Raw genomic sequence first — 4,023 nt, 5'->3', positions numbered from 1 at the left:
GCGACCACGCCGGCGGCGCCGACGCGCTCGACCACCCGGCGCACGGCGTCCCGTGCGAACGGCGTGCCGCGATGCGCGCCGGTCAGCACGCCCGCGGTGCCGAGCCGGTGCGCGAGCGCGGCGAAGTGCTCCGGGCTCGCTCCCCGGAATGCGCCGGAGCCGATGTCGGGGTCGCCGAACGCGAGCACGGGGATGCCGCGCTCGTGCAGCGCCACGAGCAGGTCGACCCCGCCGACCGTCAGCTCCTGCGCGTCGTCGACCAGGATCGCTTGCAGGCCCGCCGGCAGCAGCGCGCCGGCGCCCGGTCGGCGGACGAGCGCCGCCGCCTCGCGCAGAAGCGTGACCGCATCGCGGAACGCGCCCCGCATGCGGTCCCGCACATCCGCGTAGTCGGCGGCGAAGGACGCCGCCGACGCCCACGCGTCACGCCCCTCGACGTCTGCACGCGCCCGCAGGTCGGCGGGACCGATGCCGAGGGCCGCGCACTCCGCGAGCAGCGCCCGCAGCTCGGCGCGGAACCCGGCCGTCGCCCGCACCGGCGCGGACAGGCTCGCCGGCCACCGGCTCCGGCCGAGCGTCTCGTCGATCGCGTCGCCCGCGAGCAGGTCGTGGATCAGCTGGTCCTCGTCGCCGCCGGTGAGCAGCTGCGGCGGCTCCCCGCCGCGACGCACCTCCGCCGCGCGCACGATGCCGTAGGCGAACGAGGGCAGCGAGCGGGCCAGCGGCCCCGCGGTGGCGCGACCCACCTCGAGCGCGAGCACGTCGCGCAGCGCCGTGGCGGTCGGGCGGGACGGCGTGAGCACCAGCACCGCGTCGGCGTCGTCCGCCATCGCGACCAGATGCGCGAGCCGCCGCCGCAACACGAACGTCTTCCCGCTGCCGGGGCCGCCGACGACGACGCCGGACACGCCGGGCGCCAGCGCGCGCACCGCGGCCTGATCGGCATCCAGAGCTGTCACGTCGAGACACGCTACCTGCGGGTCCCGACACCGCGGCCGGGACACGGACCGCCTACGCCGCGTGTGACACTGCCAGCGTGGCGAGCCTGCTGAGGGTGCGCGAAGCAGGCACAGAGCACGAGCCGCCCATCGAGCAGATCGTCGATCGACCACGCACTCGACGGCATCCGCCAATGATGACGCGAACGCGGCGAAGGGGCGTTCGCCCACAGCGTGCACCGCCCGGCCCCGCGCCGGAGGTGCCGTAGAGTCTTCGTGGTCGCGGGCGAGCGCCCGGCCAGGAGGGCAGTCCCGTGGAGATCCGCATCGGCATCGCGAACACCGGCCGCGAGCTCAACTTCGAGACCGGCGAGACCGCCGATGCCGTGAAGAAGGCCGTGGCCGACGCGCTCGGGGGCGGTGCCCCGTTCATCACGTTCACCGACGTCAAGGGCACCTCCTACGTCGTCCCGACGGCGGGCCTGGCCTATGTCGAGCTCGGCACCGAAGAGACCCGCCGCGTCGGCTTCGTCGCCTGAGCGGAGCCGGACGTGGACATCCTGCTCGCCTTCATCTTCGGCGTCGCTCTCGGGCTGATCGCGCACTTCGCGCTGCCCGGCCGCGACACCCGCGGCGTCGTCCTGCTGCCCGGCGTCGGCGCGATCGTCGGCGGCCTCGTCTGGCTCGGCCTGACCTGGGTGGGGGCGACGACGACCGACCCGTGGATCTGGCTGCTGTCGATCGTCGTCCCGGCGATCGTCGTCGTGCCGGTGGGTTCGATCGTGACGCGGGTCCGTTCCCGGCGCGACGCCCGTGTGCGCGAGCGCCTGCGGCTGAGCTGAGGGCTCTCACGGTGCCAGGCCGAGCCCGGCCATCCGCTCCGCGTGCGCGGCCATCAGCTGCGTGAACACCGGCTCGACGCGCTCCACGGCGGCCGGCGCCGACTCCCGCAGCACCGACCGGGCCACGAGGAGCGTGTCGCCCACCAGGCGCCGCCCCCACAGCGCCAGCAGCGACGCCCACTCCTCGTCCGCGGCGATCGTCTCGGACAGGATGCCGATGAGCGCCTCGCGATCCGTGTCGGCCCCGAGGATGCGGGCCACGCGCCGCCCCGTCTCGCCGTAGCCCTCGGACAGCGCGAGCGAGAAGTCGTCGAGCAGGCCCGCGGTGATGTGCACCGACAGCATCGTCTCCGGCGGCCGCACCCCGCGTGTCGCGACACGGAACGCGTCCAGCGGCTCCCGGAACGGCAGCATGGTGAGGGTGGGGTCCTCGCCGCGCTCACGGATGAGCAGCACGAGCTCGCGGTGCTTGAGCAGCGCCGCGCCCGCCGCCCGCGAGATCGCCTCCTTGCGCAGGAAGTCGGGCGTCGCGGCGATCAGCTCGCTGAGCGTCTCGAAGTAGCCGAGCTGCAGGTAGGCGACCTGGCCGAGGAACACTCCCGCCTCCGGCGCGAGCTCCTCGAAGCCGACCTTCGGCGTCGCCTCGACCTCGGCGCGCGAGCGGAGTCGCAGCGCGCGCCCCGCCGGCCGGGCCCGTCCCAGCATCCGCTCCACCCACGTCCACACGCGGTAAACCCTAGTGCTCGGGTATCGTGGACACCGCCCCGGCGCAGGATCGGGGCCGCCGCGCCTGGCCGACGAACGAGGGCGTGGACCGCTCTCGCGGCAGCAGCCGCGCTTCATCAGACAGGTGCATATCGTGACGACCTTCGCCGACCTCGGCGTCGACCAGGACATCGTGGCGGCCCTCGGGGCAAAGGGCATCGTGGATGCCTTCCCGATCCAGGAGCAGACGATCCCGCTGTCCCTGCCGGGCCAGGACATCATCGGGCAGGCCAAGACCGGCACCGGCAAGACCTTCGGCTTCGGCATCCCGGTCGTGCAGCGTCTCGGCCCCGACCCGGAGCACGGCGTCAAGGCGCTGATCGTGGTCCCCACGCGCGAGCTCGCGGTGCAGGTGTACGAGGACATGGACCTGCTCACCGAGGGCCGCTCCACGAGCGTCGTCGCCATCTACGGCGGGAAGGCGTACGAGGGCCAGATCGAGCAGCTGCAGGCCGGCGCGCAGATCGTGGTGGGCACGCCCGGCCGGCTCATCGACCTGGCCAACCAGCGACTGCTCGACCTCTCCCACGCGAGGGAGGTGGTCCTCGACGAGGCCGACAAGATGCTCGATCTCGGCTTCCTGCCCGACATCGAGAAGATCTTCTCGAAGGTGCCGGCCCTCCGTCACACGCAGCTGTTCTCGGCGACCATGCCCGGCCCCATCGTGGCGCTCGCCCGCCGGTTCATGTCGAACCCGATCCACATCCGCGCCAACGACCCGGACGAGGGCCTCACGCAGGCCAACATCAAGCACCTCGTCTACCGCGCCCACTCGCTCGACAAGGACGAGGTGATCGCCCGCATCCTGCAGGCCTCCGGACGCGGCAAGACCGTCGTGTTCACCCGCACCAAGCGCGCCGCGCAGAAGCTCGTCGACGAGCTCAACGACCGCGGCTTCAACGCCGGCGCCGTGCACGGCGACATGAGCCAGGAGGCGCGCGAGCGGTCGATGGCCGGCTTCAAGGCCGGCAAGAAGGACGTGCTGATCGCGACCGACGTGGCCGCCCGCGGCATCGACGTCGACGACGTCACCCACGTCATCAACCACACCATCCCCGACGACGAGAAGACCTACCTGCACCGGGCCGGCCGCACCGGCCGCGCCGGCAAGACCGGCATCGCGGTGACCTTCGTCGACTGGGACGACCTGCACAAGTGGGCGCTCATCAACCGCGCGCTCGACTTCGGGCAGCCGGAGCCGATCGAGACCTACTCGTCCAGCCCGCACCTCTACACCGACCTGGACATCCCGGCCGGCACGAAGGGCCGCATCGCGACGGCACCCAAGACGGCCGCCGTGAAGACCGAGACGGAGGGCGCGGATGCGCGCGGTCCGCGTCGACGCCGGCGCGGCAACGGCGGCTCCGCCACCGCGACGACTCCGGCCGAGGGCACCGGCACGCACGACGGCGGCGGCGCACAGCATCAGGACGGCAAGCCCGCCCCGGCACGCCGCCGCCGGCGGCGCCGCTCCAACG

5 protein-coding genes are annotated in these 4,023 nt (G+C 73.3%); 3 read left to right on the top strand and 2 right to left on the bottom strand.

Annotated elements, in window-relative coordinates; genetic code table 11:
• The coding region (locus tag QM626_RS02600; protein ID WP_415073666.1) for a UvrD-helicase domain-containing protein at positions 1–959 on the bottom strand (959 nt) is incomplete at its 3' end.
• 293 nt (positions 960–1,252) lie between these two features.
• On the opposite strand from QM626_RS02600, the gene QM626_RS02595 reads away from it, so the two are divergent.
• On the top strand, positions 1,253–1,477 hold the full coding sequence (locus QM626_RS02595; protein WP_415073664.1) for a DUF3107 domain-containing protein: 225 nt from the start codon (positions 1,253–1,255) through the stop codon (positions 1,475–1,477).
• Positions 1,478–1,489: 12 nt separating this feature from the next.
• Complete coding sequence (locus tag QM626_RS02590) at positions 1,490–1,780, top strand: hypothetical protein (protein ID WP_415073662.1); 291 nt, start codon at positions 1,490–1,492, stop codon at positions 1,778–1,780.
• A 6-nt stretch (positions 1,781–1,786) separates the two neighbouring features.
• Here QM626_RS02590 and QM626_RS02585 read toward each other — a convergent pair whose 3' ends face one another.
• A complete protein-coding gene (locus QM626_RS02585; RefSeq protein ID WP_415073668.1) occupies positions 1,787–2,485 on the bottom strand; it encodes a ferritin-like fold-containing protein in 699 nt (232 codons plus the stop codon).
• 154 nt (positions 2,486–2,639) lie between these two features.
• Here QM626_RS02585 and QM626_RS02580 point away from each other — a divergent pair.
• Positions 2,640–4,023: DEAD/DEAH box helicase (locus tag QM626_RS02580; protein ID WP_415073660.1), on the top strand; the 1,384-nt coding region annotated here is incomplete at its 3' end.

The organism is Microbacterium sp. (assembly GCF_047606385.1).
Classification (GTDB): Bacteria; Actinomycetota; Actinomycetes; order Actinomycetales; family Microbacteriaceae; genus Microbacterium.
Note: the sequence above shows the minus strand (reverse complement) of the source record. Positions and strands in the feature narration are given on the sequence as shown.